The organism is Salinibacillus kushneri (assembly GCF_900111405.1).
GTDB lineage: Bacteria > Bacillota > Bacilli > Bacillales > Alkalibacillaceae > Salinibacillus > Salinibacillus kushneri.
The window spans coordinates 158,662-183,968 of the sequence record NZ_FOHJ01000002.1 but is presented as its reverse complement, the minus strand read 5'-3'; the positions used below and the strand labels follow the sequence as shown (position 1 = coordinate 183,968).

At 38.5% G+C, this 25,307-nt stretch carries 23 protein-coding genes, 1 tRNA gene, 1 pseudogene and 1 other annotated feature; of the genes and pseudogenes, 4 read left to right on the top strand and 21 right to left on the bottom strand.

Going from position 1 to position 25,307, the window contains the following annotated elements:
- Nucleotides 1–94: 94 nt before the first annotated feature.
- The 12 genes and pseudogenes from queG to BMX63_RS03290 form a co-directional block, all read right to left on the bottom strand.
- Nucleotides 95–1,207 carry a tRNA epoxyqueuosine(34) reductase QueG gene (gene queG, locus BMX63_RS03340; protein WP_093132482.1) on the bottom strand — a complete coding sequence of 371 codons (1,113 nt, stop codon included), beginning with the start codon at nt 1,205–1,207 and terminating at the stop codon, nt 95–97.
- A 78-nt stretch (nt 1,208–1,285) separates the two neighbouring features.
- A complete protein-coding gene (locus BMX63_RS03335) occupies nt 1,286–2,986 on the bottom strand; it encodes an ABC-ATPase domain-containing protein (protein ID WP_093131963.1) in 1,701 nt (566 codons plus the stop codon).
- A 334-nt stretch (nt 2,987–3,320) separates the two neighbouring features.
- Nucleotides 3,321–3,394 (bottom strand) — tRNA-Gly (locus BMX63_RS03330).
- Nucleotides 3,395–3,661: 267 nt separating this feature from the next.
- Nucleotides 3,662–4,201, bottom strand: a pseudogene (locus BMX63_RS18410) (ABC transporter ATP-binding protein); the annotation flags it as partial.
- A 111-nt stretch (nt 4,202–4,312) separates the two neighbouring features.
- The gene (locus BMX63_RS03320) at nt 4,313–5,371 is read right to left on the bottom strand and encodes an anti-sigma factor (protein ID WP_093131959.1); all 1,059 of its coding nucleotides are present in this window, start codon (nt 5,369–5,371) and stop codon (nt 4,313–4,315) included.
- A 72-nt stretch (nt 5,372–5,443) separates the two neighbouring features.
- Nucleotides 5,444–5,656 (bottom strand): RNA polymerase sigma factor, encoded by a 213-nt coding sequence (locus tag BMX63_RS18405; RefSeq protein ID WP_245732697.1) that lies wholly within the window; start codon nt 5,654–5,656, stop codon nt 5,444–5,446.
- A gap of 13 nt (nt 5,657–5,669) precedes the next feature.
- Nucleotides 5,670–5,951, bottom strand: a complete 282-nt coding sequence (locus BMX63_RS18400) for a sigma factor (RefSeq protein ID WP_245732696.1) — start codon at nt 5,949–5,951, stop codon at nt 5,670–5,672.
- 407 nt (nt 5,952–6,358) lie between these two features.
- A complete protein-coding gene (locus tag BMX63_RS03310; RefSeq protein WP_425441451.1) occupies nt 6,359–7,537 on the bottom strand; it encodes an iron-containing alcohol dehydrogenase in 1,179 nt (392 codons plus the stop codon).
- Between the two features lie 150 nt (nt 7,538–7,687).
- Nucleotides 7,688–9,190 (bottom strand): sodium:solute symporter family protein, encoded by a 1,503-nt coding sequence (locus BMX63_RS03305; RefSeq protein ID WP_093131955.1) that lies wholly within the window; start codon nt 9,188–9,190, stop codon nt 7,688–7,690.
- Between the two features lie 100 nt (nt 9,191–9,290).
- Nucleotides 9,291–9,785 (bottom strand): hypothetical protein, encoded by a 495-nt coding sequence (locus tag BMX63_RS03300; RefSeq protein ID WP_093131954.1) that lies wholly within the window; start codon nt 9,783–9,785, stop codon nt 9,291–9,293.
- A gap of 11 nt (nt 9,786–9,796) precedes the next feature.
- Nucleotides 9,797–11,230 (bottom strand): aldehyde dehydrogenase family protein, encoded by a 1,434-nt coding sequence (locus BMX63_RS03295; RefSeq protein WP_093131952.1) that lies wholly within the window; start codon nt 11,228–11,230, stop codon nt 9,797–9,799.
- A 51-nt stretch (nt 11,231–11,281) separates the two neighbouring features.
- Nucleotides 11,282–12,286 carry a LacI family DNA-binding transcriptional regulator gene (locus BMX63_RS03290; RefSeq protein ID WP_093131951.1) on the bottom strand — a complete coding sequence of 335 codons (1,005 nt, stop codon included), beginning with the start codon at nt 12,284–12,286 and terminating at the stop codon, nt 11,282–11,284.
- Between the two features lie 197 nt (nt 12,287–12,483).
- Nucleotides 12,484–12,718 (top strand) — a binding site (T-box leader).
- A gap of 57 nt (nt 12,719–12,775) precedes the next feature.
- Between BMX63_RS03290 and BMX63_RS03285 the strand changes: the two genes are divergently transcribed.
- The 4 genes from BMX63_RS03285 (at nt 12,776) to BMX63_RS03270 (ending at nt 16,663) form a co-directional block, all read left to right on the top strand.
- Complete coding sequence (locus tag BMX63_RS03285) at nt 12,776–13,930, top strand: pyridoxal-phosphate-dependent aminotransferase family protein (RefSeq protein ID WP_093131949.1); 1,155 nt, start codon at nt 12,776–12,778, stop codon at nt 13,928–13,930.
- Nucleotides 13,931–13,943: 13 nt separating this feature from the next.
- Nucleotides 13,944–15,530, top strand: coding sequence for a phosphoglycerate dehydrogenase (gene serA / locus BMX63_RS03280; protein WP_093131947.1), 1,587 nt, complete (start codon nt 13,944–13,946; stop codon nt 15,528–15,530).
- Nucleotides 15,531–16,079: 549 nt separating this feature from the next.
- Nucleotides 16,080–16,412, top strand: a complete 333-nt coding sequence (locus BMX63_RS03275; protein WP_093131945.1) for a hypothetical protein — start codon at nt 16,080–16,082, stop codon at nt 16,410–16,412.
- Nucleotides 16,413–16,477: 65 nt separating this feature from the next.
- A complete protein-coding gene (locus BMX63_RS03270) occupies nt 16,478–16,663 on the top strand; it encodes a hypothetical protein (RefSeq protein WP_093131943.1) in 186 nt (61 codons plus the stop codon).
- Nucleotides 16,664–16,814: 151 nt separating this feature from the next.
- On the opposite strand, the gene BMX63_RS03265 is transcribed toward BMX63_RS03270, so the two are convergent.
- The 9 genes from BMX63_RS03265 to BMX63_RS03225 all read right to left on the bottom strand — a co-directional run bounded on the left by BMX63_RS03265 (nt 16,815) and on the right by BMX63_RS03225 (nt 25,303).
- Entirely contained in the window at nt 16,815–17,816 is a 1,002-nt protein-coding gene (locus tag BMX63_RS03265; protein WP_093131941.1) for a S66 family peptidase, read from the bottom strand.
- A gap of 238 nt (nt 17,817–18,054) precedes the next feature.
- A complete protein-coding gene (locus BMX63_RS03260; protein WP_093131939.1) occupies nt 18,055–18,870 on the bottom strand; it encodes a histidinol-phosphatase HisJ family protein in 816 nt (271 codons plus the stop codon).
- A 198-nt stretch (nt 18,871–19,068) separates the two neighbouring features.
- Nucleotides 19,069–19,503 carry a hypothetical protein gene (locus tag BMX63_RS03255; protein WP_245732695.1) on the bottom strand — a complete coding sequence of 145 codons (435 nt, stop codon included), beginning with the start codon at nt 19,501–19,503 and terminating at the stop codon, nt 19,069–19,071.
- A 306-nt stretch (nt 19,504–19,809) separates the two neighbouring features.
- Complete coding sequence (locus tag BMX63_RS03250; RefSeq protein ID WP_093131935.1) at nt 19,810–20,259, bottom strand: acyl-CoA thioesterase; 450 nt, start codon at nt 20,257–20,259, stop codon at nt 19,810–19,812.
- A gap of 9 nt (nt 20,260–20,268) precedes the next feature.
- Nucleotides 20,269–20,838 carry a TetR/AcrR family transcriptional regulator gene (locus BMX63_RS03245; protein ID WP_093131933.1) on the bottom strand — a complete coding sequence of 190 codons (570 nt, stop codon included), beginning with the start codon at nt 20,836–20,838 and terminating at the stop codon, nt 20,269–20,271.
- A 47-nt stretch (nt 20,839–20,885) separates the two neighbouring features.
- Nucleotides 20,886–22,493, bottom strand: coding sequence for a long-chain-fatty-acid--CoA ligase (locus BMX63_RS03240; protein WP_093131931.1), 1,608 nt, complete (start codon nt 22,491–22,493; stop codon nt 20,886–20,888).
- A 15-nt stretch (nt 22,494–22,508) separates the two neighbouring features.
- On the bottom strand, nt 22,509–23,285 hold the full coding sequence (locus BMX63_RS03235) for an SDR family oxidoreductase (RefSeq protein WP_093131929.1): 777 nt from the start codon (nt 23,283–23,285) through the stop codon (nt 22,509–22,511).
- Between the two features lie 343 nt (nt 23,286–23,628).
- Nucleotides 23,629–24,150, bottom strand: a complete 522-nt coding sequence (locus tag BMX63_RS03230; RefSeq protein ID WP_093131927.1) for a DoxX family protein — start codon at nt 24,148–24,150, stop codon at nt 23,629–23,631.
- A gap of 697 nt (nt 24,151–24,847) precedes the next feature.
- Complete coding sequence (locus tag BMX63_RS03225; protein ID WP_093131925.1) at nt 24,848–25,303, bottom strand: GtrA family protein; 456 nt, start codon at nt 25,301–25,303, stop codon at nt 24,848–24,850.
- Nucleotides 25,304–25,307: the final 4 nt, after the last annotated feature.

Here is a 25,307-nt window from a genome sequence, read left to right as displayed (position 1 = left end):
TACATTTACTTAATAGTTTATCGAACATTTTGTGATTAGACTATAAAATCGAAAAAAGAGTCACATTTTCCTCAATGCGACTCTTCGACAAGCATTAACTTAGTGGTGCAGTAAAGAACTCTAACCCTTTCTCCATTTCAGCTAATACCGATTCATCTGTCTCCTTCTCTTTTGCTTCTAAAATGGCCGTTTTTCCGCTTTCTGATCCAATTTTCCCTAAAGCCCACGCTGCTGTTCCTCTTATTACGAGCCGTGGGTCATGCTTCATTACATCAATGAGTTCATCAACTGCAGTTTCGTCCTTATAATTCGCTAAAGCGATAATGGCGTTACGTTGAATCGGCTTCTTACCTCTCCAGGAGCCTGCCATCGGACCAAATGTTTCCTTAAATTCACGATTCGAAATACGTAATAACGGCTTAAGACGGGGTTTTACCACTTCTGGGTCCGGCTCCATTTCTTCGTGTAAATGAAAGTTTTTCCCTTTATTTCTCGGGCAAACTACCTGACAGGTATCACAGCCGTATAGACGGTTTCCGATTTTTTTACGATAATCATCAGGTAGAAAGTCCTTCGTCTGTGTTAAAAAGGCAATACATTTTTGAGCATTTAATTGCCCGCCCTGAATTAAAGCTCCTGTGGGACAGGTATCTACACAAAGATTACAATTGCCACAGTCTTCTTCTAATGGCTGATCGGGCTCAAATGGTATGTTCGTAATCATCTCGCCTAAATACACATAAGAGCCAAATTCAGGAGTGATAAGAACAGTGTTTTTCCCTGTGAAACCAATTCCTGCTCTTACTGCTACTTCTTTATCAGATAATTCCCCTGTATCTACCATAATCTTATATTGGGTATCAGGATGTTTTTCCTTTAAATATTCTCCGAGCTGTTCTAGCTTTTCTCGTAAAATATGATGATAGTCTGTTCCCCACGAGGCCCGGCAAAATTGTCCTCGTCTGTCACCCTTTGTACTTCGTGGGGCATTTTCCAGCTTTGATGGATAAGCTAAAGCAATGGAAATAATGGACTGAGCCTCTGGCATTAATTTCCGAGGGGTGGTTCTCTCCTCAATTGTTCCCTTTTCAAAGCCTGACTGATATTGATTTTCCTGCTGCACTTTCAGACGTTCCTTAAGTGTGGTAAACACGTCCACCGAAGCAAAGCCGATTTTATCAATACCAATACCCTTGCTCTGCTTCATAACATCCTGTTTTAACTCATCATACAAACCATTTCCCCTCCTTTCACTTTAGCACTTTAAAGCGTGTGGGGACAGTCCCTAATCCCCGACTTTAGCTGTTCGTAAGCGATTGAGTGTGGCTGCTATTTCATATCTTCTGGGTCTGGCTAATTCACCCGGATGCTCGTGTGGTCTTGGCGTGAAGGAAGCAAGACCATTTGTATCAATTTGGATTTCAATTTCATCTAACAGCTCATTGAGGGACCTTTTCTGTTTCAGCCAGCCTTTTTGTTCTAAATGATGCAAAATTTGAGCAATCATGCGTGTTTGGGACACATCCACAAGCTGCTCGACCTGTTGAAGATCGATGTCAACACGTCCCATTAGAATTTTATCAAGCTCCTTTGCCTGAACCTTAGACTTCTTACCTTTACGACTATCTAAGCTATTCGGTAAAAAACGTCGATTGGAAATGGTTCCAAAGGACTTATCAATATGCTTACGCTGGCTCGGAAACTGACTGGCAATCTCCTTCGCTTTTTCCGTAACATTATGTGGTATATATTCATCCAGCATAATCACCTGATCTGCAGCATCAAAATAGTCACCGGAACCACCCATAACTAAAACGGTTGATACTTGAAGCTCATTACGCAGTTGACTGATTTTATCAATAAACGGAGTAATCGGTTCTTTTTCCTTAACAACAAGCTCCTGCATTCGCTGATCACGAATCATAAAGTTGGTGGCACTTGTATCCTCGTCAATTAACAAGGTTGATGCACCAACCTCAAGAGCTTCCATTACATTCGTTGCCTGTGAAGTACTTCCACTGGCATTTTCCGTACTAAATTGAGCTGTATCCTCACCATGAGGCAAATTATTAATAAACGGAGAAATATTGACATGGGTGACCTTCCTGCCATCCTCTGCTCTTACTTTAACGGCGTTTAGATCAGTAAGGACATATTCACGCCCATCTCCCTTAATATGATGGTAAACACCACGCTCAATAGCCGTAAGCAATGTACTTTTTCCGTGGTAACCTCCCCCTACAATGACTGTAATTCCCTGTTTTAGTGCCATCCCCGTAAGAGGCTCGTCACGGTGTGGAAGATCAATGGACACACGATTTTCCTCTGGACTCTGAAAAGGAACCGCCTTTTTTAACGGACGATTACTGATTCCACTTTCACGCGGTAATATTGCTCCATCAGCAATAAAAGCAATCCAATTGTTCTCCTTCATTGCTTTACGAATAGCTTCCTGCTGGTCTGCTAATTGGACAAATGCTTCGATTTCGTCGTTTTTAATCGAAAAAATGGACTGCTTCATAATATCCGGGATTATTTGAAAGAAGAGCTTTTCTGCTTCACGACCATTGATTCGGCGACCATTTGCCGGAAGTCCAACAGATAAGCAAATCGTCGTTTGAGAACCATCTGTTGTAACCGCTGTTCGGTCTAAAATTTCTTGTCCAGGTGCATCAATACTAAGTAGACCGCTCTTTCCTGATCCACGCACTGTGGCCTGATTATTTCGAATAGCTTGGGCTACAGAGCGGGCAATGACATCTTCTGTGTATATTTTTCGCTGTTTCCCCTGTATCCACTCTTTTCTAACAGGAAAAGCTTTATTCGGAACAATGATTCTGACTTTGGAAGGGGAGGCAAACGGATCTCCCTGAACGTAATCAATCGCTAATTTATATTGTTGAAATTGAAATATCCCTTGCAGAGATTTATATCCTTTATATCCTTTTCCATCAATATTTCGCAACGTAGAGCGCAGCTTTTGCATAACCAAAACACCTCATCTATTATTCGCTCTTGATTGATTCCTCAACAATCCAAGGATACAAGTCAGTAGCAGGAAATTCAAGTGTTAACGCGGCTTGATTGTGAGACATGGATTGACTGAAAAATTCAGCTCAATAAACCAAAAATAACTTGCGCCTGACAGAATAAAGCTTTCATTAAATCGAATCATAAGCTAAACCGAAAGAATGATCGCGTTTATCGAGGAATATCGACATCATAACGCTCCGTAAAGATTCAATAAATACATAAAAAACGCAATGCTTCGTGGCGAGCCAAACGAAACACTGCGTTGGTAACAGTTATTATATAATTGCTGGAGCGGGTGATGGGAATCGAACCCACGACATCAGCTTGGAAGGCTGAGGTTTTACCACTAAACTACACCCGCATTTTTTGTCGAATTTCTTTGTTTTGAATTGATATTTGCTATTATAACAACTAATGGACAATGGTTCAACAGTTTTTAAAAATTTATTCTGATTTTATGTATTTTATGCTAAACAAGTCCATAATTTTTAAATTTTTAGATGTAAAAGTGGCAACTGGTAGATTTAGTGTATAAGCTAAATACACGGAATAGCACCCTTTAGGGAGTAACATTTTGCTTAAGTTGACTTGAACCTATAGCTACTTTTTGTACACGACTCTGCCAATCCCCATCCTGGATAATCGCAACCCGATCACACATTTGCTGCATTTCAGCCAGTAGATGACTCGATACCTTCACAGCTATCCCTTGTTCGGTTAACCTTTTTAAATAGCTACGGAATTCATAAATTCCCTGTGGATCTAATCCATTTGTAAGCTCATCGAATATAAGCAGTGAAGGCTGATGTAGGATAGCCTGCGCTACCCCAAGCCGCTGCCTCATCCTTAGAGAATAGGTTTTAACTTTTCTATGAATGTTTTTCTCCTTATCTACTAATTTCACAACTTCATCGATTCATTCTTTCATAATCTTTTCTGTAGACATTCTGGCAAAATGAACGAGATTTTGATTGCTAGCCAGTTAGAAACTTATACATTTCCGAGTTTTCCACTATGGCGCCCAATGGTTGTCTTTCCCAGCACCATTTGGACCTAGCAATCCAAAAACTTCGCCTGGCTGAATGGAAAAGGACAAATCATCAACAACATCTTTGTTCCCAAGCTTTTTCGTCACATTTCTTAGTTCAAGCGCTGGTTTAGTTTCCATTTTTACCTCCCAATATGAAATATTTGCTTTTTACCATTGTTATCTTACCATAAATGTATTAAGGAGAATTATGGTGTAATGTCTATTTATAAAAATTCAACGCTCTTCTTCTTAATTCCACAGCCTTACTTCACCAATAGTTAGATTAGTAATCCAATTTTCTCCCTTTAACTCCAAAATTTCCTTGGTGGGACCTGTGATAACTATGCCATATATGTGGACTCCTTCATTATTTAAATAATGAATCCGTTCGTCTAAGCGAAGATCGTTAAGTCGAGCTACTTGCTTAACCATTCCTTTATGGTCAGCCATTAGCTCCAGTGTGTGCATGAAATTTTCATTTCGAAGCTCTGCACTGCCATATTCTTCTACAGGAGGTAAAGAGCCTGATTCTGAAGTAACACGACTAAAAAAGCCCGTATCTTCTGTTTTTCTTGACATAACATTTAAATCTTCTGGATGCCAGATGGGCTGACTAGGAAATCCAATGGCTTCTGTAGCACCTGGTCCTTTTTGTTCCGCTTCCTCTTTTTCTATTCCGGTTTCAACCGCAAACCATACTGGCTCTATTGTTTGATAATTTTCAAGCAGGGATAAAAGATCTTCTGTTGAGTAAGGCTGATCTAATGATACAAATGCTTCTACTACCGTCCCTTCAGGTAAATGCTCAAGTCGACTCCATTCTTGTTTATCCTCCAAGGCCACGTCTTTAACAGGATAATAAAACATAGGATTTTGATTGATGTCTTTTTCAACAATCGGCTCAAACAAAGGTATACCATACAAAAAATTCATTTCAAAGCTACCAACCTTTTCGTACTCATTCCCTATTCTTTTTTTGAGGTCTCTTTTGTTATTTAAAAAGAAATAACCCACACTTGATCCCCCGCTCCTCGCATCAATATTCGGTTGTGTAACAGCCAGGGTGGATTTGATCACATCGTTATAGACCTCAATTCGATCTGGGTCACCCCACGAGTACAAAATCACATTTATTATACTACTAATAAAAGCGATTAAAATGAGAATTCCAATAGCTGTACCTGCATTGGTTATTCTTGCTTTCCATTTCCCTTTTCGAAGGATTTTTTGATAATTTTGCGAATTGGAAAGTGTTTTTTCTTTTTTCTCACCCAATTCTTCATCTAAATAAGATTGATAGACTTCCATCTTTTTTAACTCTTTTTCAACGTCCTGACTTTCCTCTTCCGATAGCTTTCCTTCTGAATAAGCTTAAAATCTTCACTCATGAGGTGCTTCATTCCTTTCCTTTTGTTGACGAAGTGTTTGACGACCTCGAAATAACAAAATTTTAAAGTGAGACAGTGAAACTTCCATGATTGATGCTGATTCTTTATAAGATAAATCATGAAAATCAGCCAATAGAATTGCATGCTTCTGTTTTGCTGGTAAGGTCTTCAGCATTTCCTTCAGCTCCAGGATTTGATTCTTCATTACGGCCTCTTTTTCAGTCGAAGCATTTCCTCGTATTTGTTGAAAAAAGGTCTGGTATTTTACAATTTGGGCGTTTATTTTTCCTCATATGATCGATAAACACATGGTAGGCTACCTTAAACAACCAGGGTTTCATTTTCTGATCATTAAGCTCTTCAATATGTAAATAAGCACGGAAAAACGTCTCCTGCACCAAATCCTCCGCTAAATAACGATCATGCGTAAGAGAAAGCAAATAGCGTGAAATTTCCTGGATGTATGATTGGTAGATATCATCAAGATTGTAACGCGACATTTACTTCCTCCTCCTTCCCCCCTGACTACGAATAAGAATGGTATTTTGTTACAAAAGAATTTTGTCTATATATGTAGATCAATTTGCAGTTTATGAGGTATTTTCGATTCTGTTGTTTTTACCATGATTTCTTTCGCTATCTGCAGAGATTCGGTCTAGCTATTTCACATTCCTGTCCGATTACAATATAATTATTTCACTTTTCTCATTAAATCGATCAAAGCACCACCATCATGTTGATCCTTTCATTAATTCTGGTAATTCCTACCATAATCAAGTCTGTTACACCTTTAATCCTGTCGCCTCTTATCATATATAAACTAATCCATTCACACCACCGAATTTATACGCTCCCTATACAATAAAAAAGCCAGGCCCCGAACAGGCTGGGCCCAGCCTAATAATTCCTAATCACTTAAAAGCTTTCCGTCATAAGCATTCTGATAAATTTTCCGAATTAAGTCCAAATCCAATTTTTTCGGACTTCTATTTAACAATCGTTTTTGCTCAACACCATTTTGAGCTAACCGCTCAATATCATCCTCTTTAATGGAGTACTCCTGTAATTTTGTAGGAAGACCGACATCTTTGACGAGATCCTGAAGGCTTTGTACCACATCAATGGCAAGCTGTCGGTCACTTTTCCCTTCTGTTGGGAGATTGAAGATTTCTGCCACCTTTACCATTTTGTTTAAGGAGGCTGGCCAGATGTAGTCATACACATAAGGTAACAGAACAGCATTAGACTCCCCATGCGGGATTTTAAACAGTCCCCCAAGAGGATAGGCTAGCCCATGTACACCGGCAACTCCGGCATTGTAAAAGCTTAAACCAGCTATTAAACTGCCAAGTGACATTTGCTCTCTGGCATATTCATCCTTTCCGTTCCAAACCGCTGTACGCAGATTACCAATAATTCGTTTCATAGCATCAATCGCCAATGTATCCGTTAATGGTGTTGCATTCACAGAAGTATACGCTTCCAAAGCATGAGTAAAGGCATCTACTCCACTTGCCGCTGTTACTTTAGATGGCAATGTATACGTCAATACAGGGTCAACAATCGCATAATCCGCTAATAAATTTTCATGGGTTATGACATCCTTCGTATCCTCTAAGGAAAATACAGCAATGTCAGTAACTTCTGCACCTGTGCCGGAAGTGGTCGGAATTAATACTTTCGGTAGCCCTTTTGCTTCAGGCTTTTTTGTACCGGATAAGTTTAAAAAATCCTCAACTATACCTTCATTTTCAGCTAATACAGATGCAGCTTTTGCTAAATCCAAAGCACTTCCGCCACCAACACCAATAACCAAGTCCGCTTGTTTACTTCTTACCTCATCAACCACTTCATTTCCTACTTTTAGTGGAGGTTCGGGTACTACATTCGTAATAATATCGACATCAGCCTTTTCCTGATCTAACAATTGGAGTACAGGGTTGATGACCTCCAGTTTTTTGAGCATGGGATCTGTAATCAAAACAACCTTTTTAACCTGTTCTTCATTTAAGATATCTCTTAATCTCTCAATTGACCCTTTTCCATGAAAAATATTTTTTGGTGAAACGAATTGATCCATAGTAATCACACTCCTCTATTATTTATTTCAAGGCTATTTTCAAATCGTTTGTTGCTCTGCCTGCCGCAGGTGAAATACACTAGGCTTTCCCCATCCTTGTATAGCTCGCCATCAACGAATTAACTTATAAAAAAACAACAATCTTTAAAAAACAGCCTAATTCAATGTTAAATCCTCTGATTCTACCGTTTTCTTTTGTATACTACTCGAGAACATCAAGGTATGAACAACCATTACAACCATACTAATGAAAACACCAAGTCCAGCAGCCGCGAAAGGATTGCTAACGTCAAATCCAAATGGTAAATAAATAATCCAGTAGGAAATAGTCCCAGCTAATAACGCTGAAATTGCTCCTTGTCTAGTAGAGCGCTTCCATAATGCTCCAACAACTAATGGACCGGCTGTTGCTGACACAATTCCTCCTATCCCAATCCACATAAAGATTGATAAAAACTGTGGTGGTGACCAGGCCAACAGGATTCCAACTGCAATAACCAGAATCGTTGAATATCTACTAATGAGTAGCTCCAGCTTTTCGGATTTATTTTTACTAATATTCATTCTTGGAACAATGGTTTTCCTAAAGATATCATTAGCTAGTAGCTGAGTCAGGGATACAATCAGACCGTCTGAAGTAGACATTACAGCTGAAAGAACAGCAACGGCTAAAAACGCTGCGATTACGGGAGGGAATATTTCTTGAAATAAAACAGGAATGATTTGATCCGGGCGTATATCTGCGGCTGGGTCCACAACTGCAATCCCTAACATTCCGCCAAGCCCCATTAAAGGTAGTATGGTAGCAAAAAATGTACAATACATAATCAGTTTTTTCATATCTTTATTGGATTTTACAGCTAAGAATTTATTGCCAAGGTGTGGTAAAATTCCAAAAGGTAAGTGAGCGATAAATAATAAAGCAATGAGCCAAAATGAACCATACGTATCATTACCAGGTATAAACAATGTATCAAACGCACCTTCAGGCTTTCTTTCCTTTATCAGGTTTATCATATCTCCAAAACCGCCATCTACTCCTACACTTCCTACAAAACATGCAACGACAGTAATTGCCGTAATGAACATTAAAAATCCTTGAATGGCATCTGTCATGATATCTGAATGGGAACCACCTAAGAATACATAAATAGCTAAAACAATTCCGGTAATAATAAGACCGACTCCATAATCAATCCCCATCATCGTTTGAAACATCGTTGCGGCCGCGACTAGCTGAGAAACAACATAGAAAATTAATAGAATCGAAATAATCGTAAGAGTAATCCGAAGAAATTCACTATTATACCGGTCTCCAATAAAATCCGGAATGGTTCTCGTCCCAAATTTATCACCATACATTTTAATCGTTTTGGCAACAAACAACATACCAATAACTGTTGCAACCGGATACAATAATGGATACCATAAACTAGGTGCCCCTAAATCAAAAGCTAACCCAGGCATTCCCATAAAGGTAGAACCACTTGAAATACCTGCGCTAATGACTAATGCAATAACAATTGGGCCATAACTGGAACGGGCCGTTGCGAAATCATCAGAGGATTTTGTTTTCTTACCACCCATAACGCCCATGGTAATCATCATACCAATAAACAAAACCATAAATATCCATGAAAACATAACAACAGCATCCATTTTATCCCCCCTTATTTATCCAGCAGTTTCGTTTTAAACAATACAATCGCCATACCTATCCATGTAGTTAGTAAAATTCCTATCATCCAGTACAAAAATGTCATACATTCACCTCCTTCAGATAGTTGGCAATTTCCTTATATTTTTCTAAAACATCCTCACTCCCAGTCGATGGTTCAAGCAAAAATGTTTTCTCCCTGCCCTTAACTTTCCTGGAATAAACGAGATACGGAATATACAATGTAAAGGTATTCTTAAGATGGATTTCAGGATAAGACCAGACTTTCCGTTTGTGTATATAATTGTTTTTTAAATATTCCATACCTGTTTGCGTTAATTCCTGATAGGTGTAATGGATGGGAAGGATAAGATGATGATTTTGCTCATCAAAGGGAAGCAGATTATCCTTTTTCATTTGAAAAAAGCTGGTCTCCATTTTGGTTAAATTCGTAATAAGAGATTTCTTTTCCATACGTTTTTTAAGGAAAGGGAGTGGTTTAAAACCAATCTCCCAATTTGTTACTTCATAGGGATAAAAGACAACCTTAGCATCTGGATGGGCTTCTATTTGTTCTTTATAGGCAAGTGTATACATGTTCCTTCTCCTTAAAAATCGTAATTCATACTGATGAATTTCATATGAACCATTTCCTTCATTGCATATTTGATTCCCTCATAGCCATATCCTGACGATTTCAATCCCCCATACGGCATATGATCAAACCTTAGTGTAGGAAGATCATTAATTAGTACTTGACCTACGATTAGCCCATGAGCAAATGTAAAGGCTTGTGGCAGATGATAGGTGAAAACACCTGCGTTTAAACCATAGTTAGTATCATTCATAGCTTCTAAGGCTTCTTCAGCATTTTTGACTGAATTAACAATAACCACAGGTCCAAATACCTCATTACAGGAAACTCTAGCTTCATTTGATACATTGGCTAAAATCGTTGGCTCAATACCGTTTTCCTGTTTCAATCCACCTGTAACAAGTCTGCTCCCGGAATCGACAGCTTCCTGAATCCAGGTTAAAACTCTATCCTGGGATTTTTCGTCTATAACTCCTGACAAATCTGTATTTGGATCATTCGGATCACCATATTTCAATGACTCAGTAAATTCCTTAAAATAAGCTAAGAATTCATCAAATACATCCTGATGAACATAAACTCGTTGTGTACTGATACAAACTTGCCCATTGTATGAAAAGGCACCTGTGACAGCACTTTTAGCGATATCCTTCAGTTTATTTTTAACACTTTCATCTACATAAAGTGCTGAGTTATTTCCAAGTTCCAAGGTTACTTTCTTCAGACCCACCTGGGATTTAATTAATTTTCCAACCTCCGGGCTGCCCGTGAAGGTAATCTTTTCGACATCGGGATGTTCAATTAAGACTTTTCCTAAACGAGGCCCATCCCCGGTTATGACCTGGTAAGCATCTTCAGGCAGTCCAGCTTCCTTGAATACTTCCGCTAGTTTAATAGAGGATAGAGGAGTCTTTTCTGCCGGTTTAACGATGATACTATTTCCTACTGCTAATGCCGGGCCGACTTTATGAGCTACGAGATTAAGCGGAAAATTAAATGGTGTAATCGCGCCAACAACACCGATTGGCTGGAAAATGGTATATGCATCTCTGCCCCCACCGTTAGTAGCGGCATCCAAACGTATGGATTCTCCCTCCAGTTTTCGTGCTTCAATGGCTGCAAATTTTAACGTTTGAACGGTACGCCCTACTTCCCCTAATGCAAAACGAACAGGTTTTCCGGATTCAAGTGTAATGGTTTTTGCAAAATCTTCCTTATTTTCGTCTACCATTTGCGCAGCCTTTTCCAGAATAAGCGAGCGTTTTTCAGAGGTTAATGCCTTCATTTTTTGAAAAGCTCTTTTCCCATTCTGGATGGCCTTTTCCATTTGCTCATTACTGCATTCCGGAATATCCATGATTTTTTCTCTGGTATGAGGGTTCATTAATGCATACGTATTCATTGAATCTTTTTCTAATTGATTCAAATATTGACTAGTATCAAACATGATAATTCCTCCCCTTTATGCAAATAAATTTTTGTTTACGTATTCATTTTACTAAATAAGCTTTGTTGTTGATCGGTTATACAATTTAGTTTTTACTGTCTCCTGAACAAACTCACTCGTATTATATGCTTCTCGAAGATTAATTAAGTCAATTAATTTTTCAATGGCTATTTGCCCGAGATTCGTCTCATCTATAATCCCGACAGTAGTGAGCTGAAAGGAATGATGTCTACTTAATTCTACATTATCAACTCCAATCACACTGATATCCTCTGGAACGCGATAGCCCTTTTGGATAAGAAAATCAATCACATAAATCGCAATGGAATCCGTTCCAGCAAAAATGGCAGTAGGGCGATGTTTTCGGGACATAATGTGACTCGTTTTTTCAAAGATGTCCTGCTTGCTTGTATCCGTAATAAAGATATGATTATCATTAACATCCATTCCATACTCATTAGATACCTGTTTAAAGCCATCATATCTGCCTTTAAATGTTGACATGGTCAACGGACCGCCAAGCCAAACGATATTTTTATGGTTAAGATTAATTAAGTGTTGTGTAGCAAGTCTTCCAGCCTGAAAATTATCCATTTCCACATAGTTTCCCTTTTCTCTATGCTTACGGTTAAACATCATAAATGGAATATCAAGCTTTTGTAATTCTTTATAAACTGGATCCTCATAAAGTATGGAAGATAAAATAATGCCATCAACTTGATGATTTAATACATCTTCATAAATAGACATGTTATCCCCGAAATTTTCAAAATGAACGTTAATATTAAATCCCTTTGCTTTTGCGTAATTCACTATAGATGTTGTCGTTTCCACAAAGAAAGGATTATGTAATGGTCCCGATAACAGCGCTATTGATCTCGTTTTCTTATTCACTAACGAACGAGCTATTGAATTAGGTCTATAGTTCAATTCCTCCATAGCCCTTTTCACTTTGTTTAACGTTTTCTGATTTACTTTTTCAGGACTATTCAACACCCTTGATACGGTTGTTTGAGAAACTCCTGCATAGGATGCAACATCTTTTGAAGAAGTCATTTTCTGTTCACCAAATTTTCAATGATTTATTGTTTATTTTAAAATGAAAACGCATTCATTGTCAACAATATTCTGAAAAAACGAATCAGAACTATTCCTTCACTTTTAACGTATAAAAACCAAAAAACTTGGAATGAAAGGTTGACATTCGATTTAAGTCTGCTATGATAGATAAAAATTATTTAATACGTTTAAACGTTAATACGGTGAAGAAGACAGATTTGTAGTGAATTATACTTCAGAGAGCTGGTGGGTGGTGCGAACCAGTGGTAATCACTATGGATAGCCCTTCTGAGTTGGCAGACTGAACAGATAGTAGGCTTGCCCGGTACATGCACGTTATGCATGAGGACCAATGAAGGCTCCTTCCACAGCGCATGGAAGGTAGTGAACAAGGGTGGTACCGCGGATGTTTAACCTTTCGCCCCTTCCATAAGGGGTGAAAGGTTTTTTTATGCCAACATTAATCCATTTAAGGAGTGAAAGCTGATGTTACAAGATCAAACCTTTTTACGAATTCCTGGGCCAACACCGATTCCTCCTAGTGTACAACATGCCATGTCCCAGCCAATGATTGGGCATCGTGGCAGTGAAGCAAAAGAATTAATCCAGAGAATTCGTCCAAGACTAAAAACCATTTTTGGAACTGAACAAGACGTGCTAATGATTGCTGGGAGTGGGACAGCCGGCTTGGAAGCAGCTGTTGTAAATAGTGCTATGCCTGATGATGAAGTCCTCGTGATTGTTACAGGTGCATTCGGTGACCGTTTCAAGAAAATTTGTCAGTCCTATCAGTTGAATACTCACGTTATTGACGTTCCCTGGGGAGAAGCCGTGAATCCTGACAAAGTGGCTGCATATCTTAACCAACATCCGAATATAAAAGTGGTATTTTCAACCTTTTGCGAGACCTCAACAGGCGTATTAAATCCTATTCAGGACATCGCTAAAGTTGTACATCAGACCTCAGATGCACTACTAGTCGTTGATGGTGTGTCGTGTATTGGCGGGGTCGAATGCAAAATGGATGAATGGGGTGTGGACGTACTCGTAACCGGTTCTCAAAAAGCCTTAATGCTTCCAGCAGGTCTTACCTTTGTAGCAGCTAGTGATCGTGCTTTAAATAAAATGAAGGAAAATCCACAACCTCGTTTTTATTTGAATTTGAATACCTATCATGACAAGTTAACCGATTATTCAACACCTTACACACCAGCTTTGTCATTATTATTTGGCTTAGAACAGGTCCTCACCCTAATAGAAGAAGAAGGGTTTGACAAGGTTGTAGAACGCCATGAAATGATGAAAAACATGACAAGAGCTGCCTGCAGAGCACTTCATCTTCCTTTACTAACAACAGATCAGGACGCCTCACCTACTGTCACCGCTGTACAGCCTAATGATGTTGATCCGGAAAACCTTCGCAGTATTGTCAAACAGGAATTTGGATTGTCGCTGGCTGGTGGCCAACAGCATCTTAAAGGGAAAATATTCCGAATCGGCCATATGGGGTACTCATCCCCTGCTGATGTGTTACAAACCATAAGTTTACTTGAAATCGGCTTACATAAAGCCGGAAAACAAGTGGAATTTGGTACAGGTGTAGCAGCCGCTCAAGCGATTTATACACAACTACAAAAATAGGAGGTAAAACCAAATGACTTTTCACATTTTAGTTAGTGATCCATTAAGTGAAGAGGGGATTGCCCCCCTCAAACAGGAAAAAAATATGGTAATCGATGTGAATACCAGTCTCTCTCATGAAAAGCTGTTAGAAATGATTGGGAACTATGACGCACTCCTTGTACGCAGCCAAACCAAAGTAACCAAAGACATTATAGAAAGAGCAAAACACCTTAAAGTCATTGGCAGGGCAGGTGTTGGCGTCGATAATATTGATTTAGATGCTGCAACGGAACACGGGGTAATTGTCGTAAACGCCCCGGATGGGAATACCAATTCAGCCGCCGAGCATACCATGGCCATGCTCATGTCACTGGCACGGAAAATTCCACAGGCCTATCATTCGCTAAACCAGCATGAATGGAATCGAAAAGCCTATGTGGGTGTAGAAGTAAAAGGAAAAACGCTCGGTATTGTTGGACTCGGCCGTATTGGTGCAGAAGTAGCCTATCGCGCCAAGGGACAGCGTTTAAATGTCATTGCTTATGACCCCTACCTAACCGAGGAAAAAGCAGAAAAAATGGGCATTCAGTATGGAACATTTGAAGAAGTCATCCAACAGGCAGACTTCATAACCGTTCACACGCCATTACTTCCAGCGACAAAGCATATCATTAACAAGGATGCCTTTGATCAAATGAAGCCAGGTGTACGAATTATCAACTGTGCCCGCGGAGGAATTATTGATGAGGATGCACTCTATGAGGCTATATTAGAGAAAAAAGTCGCCGGGGCCGCTCTCGATGTTTTTGAAGAAGAGCCACTGCAAAACTATCAATTAGTGAATCTGCCTGAAGTAGTGGCTACCCCGCATTTAGGTGCTAGTACGATAGAAGCCCAGGAAAATGTAGCCATCGATGTAAGCCATGATGTCATCCAAATATTAAATGAGGGTGTGGCAAAAAATCCTGTCAACTTGCCATCCCTCCCTGCGGATGTCATGAAGCGGATTGAACCCTATTTTAACTTATCCGAAAAACTAGGGACCTTTAGCGCTCACCTTGCCCAGGAAGCTGTTGAAGAAGTAAGCATTTACTATTCAGGAGATTTAGCTGATCTGGATGTAACGCCACTAACCCGTAATACGGTAAAAGGAATTTTAAAGCGTTACTTAGGCGAGCATGTCAATGATGTTAATGCACCTTATTTTGCCGATAAAAAAGGAATTACCATCAATGAACAGAAAACCACATCTACCAAAGGATTCACCAACCTATTAACCGTGGAAGTCGGTACTCAATCAGGAACATCCAAAGTGGCCGGTACATTACTCAATGGCCTTGGAACACGGATTGTAAAAGTCGATGCCTACAGTGTTGACGTTATACCAACTGGCCACCTATTACTCATCCGTCACACTGACCAGCCAGGTGCCATCGGACGTGTGGGAAGCCTCCTCGCCCAATTTGACGTCAACATTGCAACCATGCAGGTGGGGCGTTCGGATGTCGGTGGAGATGCGATTATGATGCTTACCGTTGATCGTCAAATAGATAATAATATACTTGATGAATTAAAAGCAGTGTCTGATATTCATCAGGTGAAGACGATAGACTTGTAGACATGTCTTGTGCAGCGTGATTCTGTGGTAAGATGGCCTTATTTAATAAAACTAAGGCATAAATAGTAAAAATTAAAATTCACAAAACAACAGCCAGATATATATAAGAGATTAATGAATATCGTTTACAATGAAAAGATACCTTAACGGACTAATCTATTAAAAGATGGATAAATTCAGTAAATATTAGCTCAATAACTTTTAAAATCGGCTTAATTATTTTTAAAACTGGCTTAATTATTTTTAAAATAGGTTAGATAATGTATTATTCAAGAGTAAAACATCATAAATGAATGTACATTCTTTATAATTAAGGCTCTGTTAAACATGGGTGTTATTTCCACTCCAGTGCGCTCGATTTCCGCGGGCGGTCCGGGAGCCTCCTCGGCATCGGCCCAGGGCCCCGTATACCGCTCTTGCCACAGGAGTATTGTGCACTTCAGCTCCAATCAACTTGGCAGAAAACCTTCAATAAGCTTTAACATAGCCGTAATTAAAATGCCTTATCTAACTTTTTTTGCTTATTTACTATTTCGAAGAGGTGATGTAATGGGATATGTATATACAGGACTTATTATGGCTATTTTTGTAATATTTTTGGTGACAATTATTTTAGCAACTATCCCGGAAAATCGTAAAAGTAGAATAAGATTTGGTTGGATATCTACAATAGCTGGTATCCTGCTCTTTTTTCCATCCGTTATACTGTTTGGCGGCTTTTTCGGAATCGGCGGAGCATTTTTAGGGGCGGCTGTTGGCTGTTGTTTAATGTTAGTTGGACCTGTCATCTGGATTGTTGGTTTGTTGACCAAAAAAGATAAAAATCCTGAAGATGATGCAAGCTTAATAGGTTCCTATAAAAAGAAAAAAGCCGAAAATTAAAATGAAAGTGCAGGGCATGATTACTAATTGAAAATCGTGTCATAAATACAAAGGAGGTCTTACACATGGACTTTCTATTCCTCATTGTTGCCATTTGTCTATTATTATTCGCCATGAGTAAAATGTCCATGATTACATATTCTAAAAGAAATTCTGTCTTAAAAGAAGCTAAACAAAATGCACTCTCACTATCTTTACGAGATGATAGGTATAGAATATTTGGAAACATAGCGCAGTTGCACAGGCAATGATGCTCCTAATGGAAAAAGTGACCCCATTCCTACGCCTACGCTTATTATTTCGTATGGCATGAACAACAGGAAGTGTCCAGGAAATTAGTCCAAGCACGACACTCCCGAGATTAAGTAAACTAATCCTATCTAACTCCTTTGTTGAAATTTTTTATAAAACCCCGTCTTCCATAAAGGTGATTTTGCCTTGTTCAGCATCTAATTCTATGTTTATCCCTATAGGAAAAACATGTGATGGAAAGGTATGTCCGATATCAACATTTGTCAGGATAGGGATGTTGGTATCCCCTATAACCTCAAGCAACAGTTCATTTAAAGTGAAAGGGGCGTTTAAATCATCAAACTGTTCATGCTTCCCCACAATTAAACCGCTAATCTTATCAAAGATACCAGAAACTTTTAACATACTAAAAAGTCGTTCCTCTAGTGCCATGTCCTTATATGAATCTTCTATAAATAAAATTGATCCCGTCAGGTCAGGAAAGTATTGGGAATTTAGGAATCCAGACATGGTATTCAAATTTCCACCAACTAATTTACCTGATGCTTTACCTTTTCTCAAACAAGTCCAGCCTCTGTTTTCATACATCTTTTTAGCTCTCGTTTGGGTGTTCCAATCAAGCATTTCATCTGTCCACTCATTTGGAATTTCAAGCGTATATGGTGCAGATTTTTGTTTTGTGACTATATTTTTGAAATACTCCACTCCTTTTGGAAGCATGTCAGGGTATTCACCGAAGGACGGGATAATGGCTGGTCCATAAAAGGTGACAAGTCCAATTTTTGTATAAATACCCAAGAGAAGGGATGTTACATCACTATAGCCCATAATAATTTTGGGATGATCCTTTAGATATTCATAATCCATGTAGGGTAATAAGGAATTTGAATTTGTTCCACCTATCGTACTTATAATCGCTTTCACTTCAGGATTATGAATGAGTTCATTGAATTCATTCACTCTATCTTTTATCGTTCCAGAACGATACGCCTGACTCTTATTTGAACAACTGCCTTCAACAATTTCATAGCCAAGTTTTTGAAGGAATCTCAATCCTCTTTCATACCTCTGTTTAAATTTTACAGGTGCTGGTGTGGATGGTGTAATAATTCCAATTGTGTCTCCTTCTTTTAATACCTCTGGTTTTATCATAGATCAAACACCCTCTATATGTATCTTTTTCAGCAATTGAGTTTGTATGCTTATTCAGATGGTAAATTACGTTAATCTACAGTTATCTTAGCACACAATTTTCTAAATGTTGTTTAACTTTATATATTAAAATGTACGGTTATAAGAAGAAAAAAAGCACGTGAATACATTATGAGTCCACGTGCATGGTTTGTCATTAAAGCGTGTAACGACAACTAATATGATTCCTTGACACCAATCAATCTAAGGAATAAGTCTCTCTCTTCCGTTTACTAAACACCTGAATCTCCTGATACCCAACCGAACGTGCCAATTCAAGGGACTGATCAAACGCATAGCCTACATGTTTCGGTGCATGGGCATCAGAACATGTCACAATGCCAACGCCAGCATCATAGCATTTTTTGAGCAGTATTGGGTCTGGATAAATTTCACCAACAGGCTTGCGAAAACCTGCTGTACTGATTTCTATACAAGTGCCCGATTTGGCTAAAGCTTCAACGGCCCGGTCATATTGTTTTTCCACAAAATTTTGATTGTCAGGCTTATAGGAGAAAATTTTTATTAAATCAATGTGCCCGACAAAATCAAACAGTCTGGATTCAGCTAAAGTAACAATCTGGTCAAAATACTGTTCATAGGCTTCATAAATGTCCCGCTTTTCGTATTCATCACGATAAATGGCTAAATCAATTCCCCAATCACCAATCCAATGAACCGATCCAATCACATAATCAAAGGGATGAGCCTTGATAAACTGCTCCATTTCCTTTTCCTTACCTGGGGTGTAATCCATTTCAATCCCCATTTTCACTTTAAGGCCTTCCGCTCTTGCCTGATCAAAAAACGCCTGGTAGTCTTTGAAGTTTAACCCACGTCGATTATCAATCCACGGGTTTGAGATAATATCCTTAGTCTCGTTAAAGAAATAGGCATGCTCTGAAATGCCCAATTCCTCAATACCTTTCTCTTTTGCTTGTTGTAAATATTCCTTCAAATACTCTGTTGTGAATTCCCCAGTTTCAGCCATATGTACATGATAATCGGTCAGCATGTTATCCTCTCCATTTTAAATTTTTCATATATTGTATCATGGATAACCTTTTATTCTCAGTATTTATTCGCTGCAATCACCAATCAGAAAAATGTTAGTATTCACAAGGAGAAAAAATGCACGAAGAATCTTCCGTCTTATCATCAAACATCTCCCTTTTTCCCCTGTTTCCATACAGTTTTAAATCATTTTCCCATATCATTCTTTAATAAATTTCTTGAAATATAGTAATAAAATGATTAAGAGTACCGGGTTTAAAACTGCTGAATAGCCCAAATGCCACCATCCATAATAAAAATAACCCCATGGTTCCGGCAATAAGGTAATAAACTCATATATCAACAGGGTAATTTCCCAATAAAAGAAGTACCGTATTTGCTTCAATAATGGACTATGAAGTGGATACCAACTTAAAAACATCGTATTAATAGGTGGAAGTAACACTAAATGGGCGGGTAAGGAATTCCAGTCAACTGCTTTTTCAAAATACCAGTAAGCATGATATTTTATGTCTATGTAAATATCGAAACTACTTTGAAACGCAATTGTAAAAGTCCATATGTGTGCAATTTGTTTAGCAGCTAATGATTTATTGGTTTTGAATGCAACAACATTAAAAAGAATAATTGACATGTAAAGTCCAAACATAATAAAATTCCTTTTTTTTATTAGCACAAACCATATATTGTAAAATAATACCATTAACTAGTAAAACCTTCTAATTTTGCTCATCCAATAGTGAACTGAAGCAAAAGAGAATAAGGAATACATTTATTACTACAATAACGAACGAATGTAAGAAAAAATGACTGGTTTAAGTTCAATACAATATTGAACTCAAAACCAGCCAACCCGTTGATAATGAAAACTCTAATTTTTGGGTCACCATCTTTCTCCCATCATATTTTATTTAATCCATATCCACTAAAATATATCTCTTTATCTTTTCCCTTGCACCACATTCTCCTCTATATAAGGCTCAAGCTTTTGTCGAACAGAATCTGGTATAGAGGTAGTCTTTTGCTTGTTAAAATCAAAATAAACCATAATCGCTGTACCTTCAGCAATCAGTCCTCTTTCATTTACAAATTTGTGTCGTAAATGAAAGCTGGAGTTTCCCATTTTACTTACATACGTACGAATCGTCATGACCTCATCAAAATACGCCTGCTGTTTAAAATCACAGGAAGTAGATGCAAGAATAAATGGCCATGACTCCATATCTAGAAGCTCTCCTAAATCTTTAAACATTTCAATGCGCGCCTCTTCTAAATAAATAAAATAACTGATATTACTCACATGGCCTAAGGCATCTGTTTCGCTTGCTCTTACCTTTACTTTACATTCATGTTTCAAACGAACACCTCTCTTCTTATTCAACCCATTCATAGGCTTTTTCTATACAGAATCTTCAATCCCCTGACAAATCATATCAATAAATATACTTGCTACTTCAGAATCAGTAAAAACACCATCAGACTGAAACCATTGATAACTCCAATTACACGCCCCTAATATACCAAGAGTAACAATATCCGCTTGAATATCACGTCGAAATTCCTTAGCTTTTATTCCATCACGTATCACCTTTTCCATAGCGGTTCGTACCTGATTTCGTTTTGTTCGCACTTCACTCATATGCTCCTCATTTAAATGACGATATTCACGATGAAATACACGCGCACTGTTACCTAAAGGCGTAATATTGGTTATCAGTACCCTTACCAGACCTTCAAGCTTTTCTTTATAGGTAAGTGTCGTGTCATCCATCACCTGCTGCTGTTGTTGTAATAACGTGTCAATATATTTGCGATGAATCGTCATCAGGACCTGTTCCTTGCTTTTAAAATAGTAGTAAAACGTCCCCTTAGTAACACCTATCTGGTCTACAACATCTTGAATGGAAGTTTCGATAAAGCCGTTTTTCTCAAAGCACTCTATACAAGATTTAATAATTTGATCTTTCATTTGCAACCCTCCAGGCTTCTTTAAAAGAATCTACTAAAAATAGAGGGTTACGCCATTTCTTCTCTTACTTTTCGTCGCAAAATTTTACCAACATTGGTTTTGGGCAATTCCTCTCTAAAATCAACCATACGGGGGATTTTATATGCCGCTAAATGTTCCCGGCAATACGCAATGATTTCTTCTTCCGTAGTACTTTGTCCCTCATTTAAGACGAGAACGGCTTTTACGGTTTCCCCACGATATTCATCTGGTACCCCTACAACTACAGCCTCCTGAACAGCAGGATGTTCATATAGAACTTCTTCAACATCGCGAGGATAAACATTATAGCCACTCGCAATAATCATATCTTTTTTCCGATCCACAATGTAAGCGTATCCATCTTCATCCATACGTGCAAGATCACCTGTGTAAAGCCAGCCGTCACGTAAGGTATCCGCTGTCTCTTCAGGCATATTCCAATATCCCTTCATTACCTGAGGCCCCTTGATAATTAACTCACCGGTTTCTCCATAAGGAACTTCAGTTGTACCATCGCTAAGATCCACTACTTTATAATCCGTTGAAGGAACACCAATACCTATACTTCCAGGCTTCCGTTTTGAGAACATTGGGTTACAGTGAGTGGTTGGAGAAGCCTCAGTCAACCCATATCCTTCTAAGATTTTGGCTCCTGTTTTAGCTTCAAACGAACGCATTAATTCGCCCGGCATTGGAGCACTTCCGCTATTACAAATTTTGATACTGTCAAGTCCATATTCTTCTGCTTTCGGATGACTGTTAAGGGCTACATACATGGTTGGTACACCTGGAAAAGATGTTGGTTTGAGGTTTTTGATTGTTTGCAGAACTTCTTCTATTTCAAACTTAGGAAGTATAATATTCATAGCAGCTGTATAGACGGAGAGATTCATACCAGATGTCATACCAAACACATGAAAGAGAGGAATAACGGTTAGGGAACGTTCATTTCCAATTTCGATTTCATCTTTAAAAAATTCATAGGCCTGAATAGTGTTTGTGACAATGTTTCGGTGGGTGAGCATGGCTCCTTTTGATCTACCTGTTGTGCCTCCTGTATATTGTAAAACAGCAATGTCCTCTTCTGGATCAATACCAACTGGATTCGGAGGGTTGGAGGCCTGCTTTATATAATCGGTAAATTCAACCGCTAAGTCATCTTCTGTAGTTTCATCACCCAGACTTACCTGAATAACCTTCTCAACATCTGTTTGATCAATGATCTGATTCAATACTGGAAGAAGCGGCTTATAAATCACTATAGTTTTTGCACCCGAATCGTTTAAAATATACTCAAGCTCACCACCAACTAGCATTGGGTTTACTTGAGTAACCGTTCCTCCCGCTTGAAGGATGCCATAGTAGCTTATGACATACTGCGGACAATTGGGAAGCATCAAGGCAACACGATCACCCTTTGAAACACCATCCTCTTGAAGCCTGGAAGCAAAAGCCTCTGCCTGCTTGCCAAGTTCTTTATAGGTCATCTCCCTTCCATAAAAATGAATGGCCTTATGGTCACCAAACTTTTTGATTGTCTGCTGCAGCATATCTGTTGTAGCAAGCTCTGGAATCTCAATCTCACTTTTAAGATGATCCGGATAATGCTTTTTCCATACCTTTTCCATATTCATTCCTCCTCAGATATTTTATGTAGCACTCATTCCACCATCAATAGAAATCGTTTCACCTGTGATATAACTGGATGCTTGTGAAGCTAAAAACAATGCAATCCCTTGAATTTCTTCCTCCTTGCCCAGACGGCGTAATGGTGTTAATTCAGATACTACTCCGCCTCCTTTTTCTAACACTCCCTTGGACATTTTCGTTGGAATAAATCCTGGTGCAATGCAATTGACATGAACGTTATAGGGTCCCCATTTGGCTGCTAAATCCTTTGTCATTGTAATAATGGCACCCTTACTAGCGTTATAGCCAACAGCATCCATGACACGTGGATCAACACCTCTTAAACCAGCGATTGATGATAGATTAATAATTTTTCCACTCTCCTGCTCGACCATATACTTTCCTACAGCCTGAGACATGAGGAAAGTACCGGTTACATTGACATTCATCACCTTATACCAGGCATCAAGCGGCATTTCTAAAACGGGTGCCCCCCAGGATGCCCCACTATTATTAACAAGAATATCAATTTTCCCAAATTTCTCTATCGTTTGGCCCACTACATTCTGCACTTGGTCCGGCTCTTTCACATCACACGGAAGAGCTAAAACTTCCCCACCTATTTTTTCAATCTCTTTAGCTGTCACTTCACAATTCTCAACCTTACGCGAGCAAATTACAACTTTTGCTCCAGCATCTGCGTATGCCAGAGCAATTTGTCTTCCAAGACCACGGCCACCCCCCGTTACGATTGCTACTTTCCCATCCAGTTGGAACAAATCCTGAATTAAACTCAAATGATCTCCTCCCCACCTATTGTTAACGCTTTCATAAAATCATTAAAACCATTTGTTGCAAGGTACAAATACTGACTAGTTAGTATGATACTATCATTGTACCACATGATTATGAAAATTTGTATAATTTTCAGCCTATCTCTTTCCCTTAAAAGAGGAAAATAGCCACTTTCTTTTAAGAGAATTATATTTTCATGCTTTCATCCTGCACCGTTTTCTCAACAAGACCACCTTTTCCTTCATGTTAGTAAAAGTATATGACCGTTTATGTAAAAAAAATGACGCGACTCTTAATCGCGTCATTTTATATTTCATAAGCTCTTATTCTTATTCTTTATAATAATTAGGCAACTGCGACTTCATCTTTCTGTTTTTTACGACTTTTGAATGTAAGATTATGTTTGTTTAAGAAAGGCATTACCCAACGGTCTAAACCAAAGCGACCTGCATTGTATCCTGCAACAACGATAAATAAGGTTAATAGTACCATTTGAGCATTTGTACTTACTGTTCCACTAAATAAAAATGCGAAGTTCATGGTCATTCCCATTAATCCTGCAAAGTTTGTAAAGATTCCTAAGATAAGCGAAAGACCTACTAAACATTCTCCCCACATGACTAAAAACGAGAACAACTCAGCATTAGGTAACGCGAAGCTTTCCAGAAATGCTGCCCACCAGCCTTGTACAGCAGGATGATCACCACTAGCACTTGCAATGGCCCCTTGAATAAATCCACTTGCATCAAAGCCTCCACCTGTCAATTTACCAAATCCTGATGTAATCCACTGATATCCAATATATATTCTTAGAAACGCTAGTACACCTGCAACATATTTATTATGACGTAGAATATGATTAAACATATAAATCCACCCCTTTAAAATTTTGTTCAACTTTTCACATTTGATTTTATATGTGTTGAATAAGTGTAACAGCTTTGGCCCCCATGGCTGACCATTTTTTGCTGTTTCCTTATTACACTTATATCTTATCATGAAACTTATATTTGAAAACCACTTTGTTCAATAGTTCACATATACGTAACAAAGATTTGTATAATTTGTGAATTACTGAACAATAACTTGAAATGATGAAACACTCCCCACTTCTTCAACCAAAACCACAATAAGTTTAATGGACTGTGTTCATTGTTGAATTTATTCTGTCTATTTTGCCGATAATTCTGTATCCATATCGAATGATTCTGTTACAAAGGTTAATATACATTCCAGGAATTTTAACTCATGTTGAGGATAACGGATAATCCTTTCTGGTTATGTTGTATTCATTTTGCCTTTGTTGTGGATTCTGTTTCCATTCCGTGATATTCACGTCTGTTTTTATAATTATGAAGTCTAACTTACGAAGATTTCTGTCTGCCTGGTCTGATTCTGTCAATTGATGGGATCATTCAGTCTGTTAAAATAGTATTCCTTTCCGAGATTTCCGTCTCCTAGCCTTCCCGCATCCAGTGCACTTACACAAAAGAGTCCAGATCACTCATCGTAATCTGGACTCTCAACTCTTACTTACATTTCAAGACCTGGTTTCTATAGGCTATTATTCCTTTACCTTCCCAGCCCCGAAATCCTTAAACACAAAATATTTAATCATAAAGAAGCTTGCCAAGAATGAAAAAAACATCGCTAAGCCTTTGGCAATATTATACCGTAACCAGTTTGGCACACCAATAAATGCTAATAATACATTGCCAGCAAAAAAGACAAGATTATTAACACCTAAACTCACAATAGCCTGTCCAATAAAGGTAAGTCGCTGCCAATGGCTTCCTTCTGCTGAGCGTTTAAAGGTAATACTGGCATTCCAAAAGTAACTATTACCAATAGCAAGTGTATAGGCAATCGTATTATATAAGAGCAGCAATCCTTGATCTTCGGTATGAAAAAAAATTAGTAATACATTTAGTACCCCAATATCTATCGCCGCATTGGCGATTCCAATTACACTGAATTGCATGAATTGGAATGGACCTTTTTTCTTCTTATCATTTCCCATGGAA

Excerpts from the sequence above, each read along its gene's own strand:
- BMX63_RS03245 (WP_093131933.1), bottom strand. The coding sequence starts at position 20,838 with ATGAAAGATCAAATTATTAAATCTTGTATAGAGTGCTTTGAGAAAAAC.
- BMX63_RS03250 (WP_093131935.1), bottom strand. The coding sequence starts at position 20,259 with ATGAATGGGTTGAATAAGAAGAGAGGTGTTCGTTTGAAACATGAATGT.
- BMX63_RS03295 (WP_093131952.1), bottom strand. The coding sequence starts at position 11,230 with ATGTTTGATACTAGTCAATATTTGAATCAATTAGAAAAAGATTCAATG.
- BMX63_RS03270 (WP_093131943.1), top strand. The coding sequence starts at position 16,478 with ATGGACTTTCTATTCCTCATTGTTGCCATTTGTCTATTATTATTCGCC.
- BMX63_RS03255 (WP_245732695.1), bottom strand. The coding sequence starts at position 19,503 with ATGTCAATTATTCTTTTTAATGTTGTTGCATTCAAAACCAATAAATCA.
- BMX63_RS03305 (WP_093131955.1), bottom strand. The coding sequence starts at position 9,190 with ATGGATGCTGTTGTTATGTTTTCATGGATATTTATGGTTTTGTTTATT.
- BMX63_RS03240 (WP_093131931.1), bottom strand. The coding sequence starts at position 22,493 with ATGAATATGGAAAAGGTATGGAAAAAGCATTATCCGGATCATCTTAAA.
- BMX63_RS03285 (WP_093131949.1), top strand. The coding sequence starts at position 12,776 with ATGTTACAAGATCAAACCTTTTTACGAATTCCTGGGCCAACACCGATT.
- BMX63_RS03300 (WP_093131954.1), bottom strand. The coding sequence starts at position 9,785 with ATGTATACACTTGCCTATAAAGAACAAATAGAAGCCCATCCAGATGCT.
- queG (WP_093132482.1), bottom strand. The coding sequence starts at position 1,207 with ATGAAGCAGAGCAAGGGTATTGGTATTGATAAAATCGGCTTTGCTTCG.
- BMX63_RS18400 (WP_245732696.1), bottom strand. The coding sequence starts at position 5,951 with ATGTCGCGTTACAATCTTGATGATATCTACCAATCATACATCCAGGAA.
- BMX63_RS03320 (WP_093131959.1), bottom strand. The coding sequence starts at position 5,371 with ATGGAAGTCTATCAATCTTATTTAGATGAAGAATTGGGTGAGAAAAAA.
- BMX63_RS03260 (WP_093131939.1), bottom strand. The coding sequence starts at position 18,870 with ATGCTGACCGATTATCATGTACATATGGCTGAAACTGGGGAATTCACA.
- serA (WP_093131947.1), top strand. The coding sequence starts at position 13,944 with ATGACTTTTCACATTTTAGTTAGTGATCCATTAAGTGAAGAGGGGATT.
- BMX63_RS18405 (WP_245732697.1), bottom strand. The coding sequence starts at position 5,656 with ATGAAGAATCAAATCCTGGAGCTGAAGGAAATGCTGAAGACCTTACCA.
- BMX63_RS03335 (WP_093131963.1), bottom strand. The coding sequence starts at position 2,986 with ATGCAAAAGCTGCGCTCTACGTTGCGAAATATTGATGGAAAAGGATAT.
- BMX63_RS03265 (WP_093131941.1), bottom strand. The coding sequence starts at position 17,816 with ATGATAAAACCAGAGGTATTAAAAGAAGGAGACACAATTGGAATTATT.
- BMX63_RS03275 (WP_093131945.1), top strand. The coding sequence starts at position 16,080 with ATGGGATATGTATATACAGGACTTATTATGGCTATTTTTGTAATATTT.
- BMX63_RS03290 (WP_093131951.1), bottom strand. The coding sequence starts at position 12,286 with ATGACTTCTTCAAAAGATGTTGCATCCTATGCAGGAGTTTCTCAAACA.
- BMX63_RS03230 (WP_093131927.1), bottom strand. The coding sequence starts at position 24,150 with ATGTTTAATCATATTCTACGTCATAATAAATATGTTGCAGGTGTACTA.
- BMX63_RS03225 (WP_093131925.1), bottom strand. The coding sequence starts at position 25,303 with ATGGGAAATGATAAGAAGAAAAAAGGTCCATTCCAATTCATGCAATTC.